Source organism: Aeromicrobium sp. PFPM2_SD2 (assembly GCF_057364525.1).
In genome coordinates, this window is record NZ_JBNFNZ010000584.1 from 1 (window position 1) to 1,278 (window position 1,278).

General features: G+C 72.6%; 2 protein-coding genes and 1 tRNA gene. 1 reads left to right on the forward strand and 2 read right to left on the reverse strand.

The window, feature by feature from the left end:
• Positions 1-126: 126 nt before the first annotated feature.
• Complete coding sequence (locus AC2W7G_RS16570; protein WP_485869405.1) at positions 127-426, reverse strand: pirin family protein; 300 nt, start codon at positions 424-426, stop codon at positions 127-129.
• 48 nt (positions 427-474) lie between these two features.
• Entirely contained in the window at positions 475-825 is a 351-nt protein-coding gene (locus AC2W7G_RS16575) for a metallopeptidase family protein (protein WP_485869406.1), read from the reverse strand.
• Between the two features lie 57 nt (positions 826-882).
• Here AC2W7G_RS16575 and AC2W7G_RS16580 point away from each other — a divergent pair.
• Positions 883-955: transfer RNA gene (locus AC2W7G_RS16580), tRNA-Glu, on the forward strand.
• Positions 956-1,278 lie beyond the last annotated feature (323 nt).

The window sequence follows — 1,278 nt, forward strand, 5'->3', positions numbered from 1 at the left end:
GGCTCGGGCCGCGCGACCAGCAGCCGCGCGGGGGCGTGGACCGGCACCGGTCTCGTGGAGCCCCGGCGCCGTCGGGCACGCGCACCTGGGCGTACTCGGGCGCGTCCCCGTGCCGCGAGGCCAGCATCATCTGCACGAACACGAGCGCTCGGTGGCGGACGCGTTGTGCTCGCCGTGCCGCACCCCCTCGCCGGCGCTGAGCCGCTGTGCCGTGCCGGGCTCGACGAGCCCGCCGGGGCCGGCGGTGTCCTCGTGCCGCAGCACGCCGTGCAGCACCCAGGTGACGATCTCGACGTCGCTGTGCCGGTGCGGCTCGTACCCGCGTCCGGGCTCGACGTGCTCGGTGTTGATCGCCACGAGCGGCCCGAGTCCGACGTTCGCCGGGTCGTAGTGGTCGCCGTACGAGAAGGAGTGACGGGTGCGCACCCGTCGCCGACCGTCTCGTAGCGGTCGGCGGCCCTGCGCAGCTGCGGCTCAGGCATAGCCGAGCTCGTGCAGCCGGTCGTCGTCGATGCCGAAGTGGTGGGCGATCTCGTGCACGACGGTGATGCGGACCTCCTCGACGACGTCCTCCTCGGTCTCGCACATCGCCAGCGTGGGCCGGCGGTAGACGAAGATCCGGTCGGGCACGACGCCGCCGTAGGAGTGGTCGCGCTCGGTCAGCGGGACGCCGTCGTAGAGCCCGAGCAGGTCGGGGTCGTCCGGCGGCGCGTCGTCCTCGACGAACAGCACGACGTTGTCGAGCAGAGCGACCAGCTCGGCGGGCACGCCGGCGAACGCCTCCTCCACGAGCTGGTCGAAGCGCTCGTCGCTGATCTCCACCACGCGGACATCGTCCCAGGCCGGGCCCAGCCGCGCCGGTGGGTATGCTGAGCCGGTCCGGCCCCCGTCGTCTAGCGGCCTAGGACACCGCCCTTTCACGGCGGCAGCGCGGGTTCGAATCCCGTCGGGGGTGCTCTTGATCACGTTCGGCCGATCTCGAGATGCGCTAGTGCTCCGCCCGGGGGACGATCTTTCCATCACCTCGGTCGTACATCGCGCATCCCTGCGGCGGAGGGCAACGAACTAGGACCCTCGTCCACCTCGGTGGTCGAGGGTCCCTTCGCGTCCGGACCCGGGCGTGGTGTGACGTGGGTAACTCCGGGCGGGTACGGCTCGTTGATCCGGGCATCGGCCGCCCGGGGGTGGCGGCCCCGTCTGCGAGGACGTCCCATGTCCACGCTCACCCGCCTGCTCGCGCTCGCCGCGTCCGCCGCCACGGCCCTCGTGGTCGCCTCG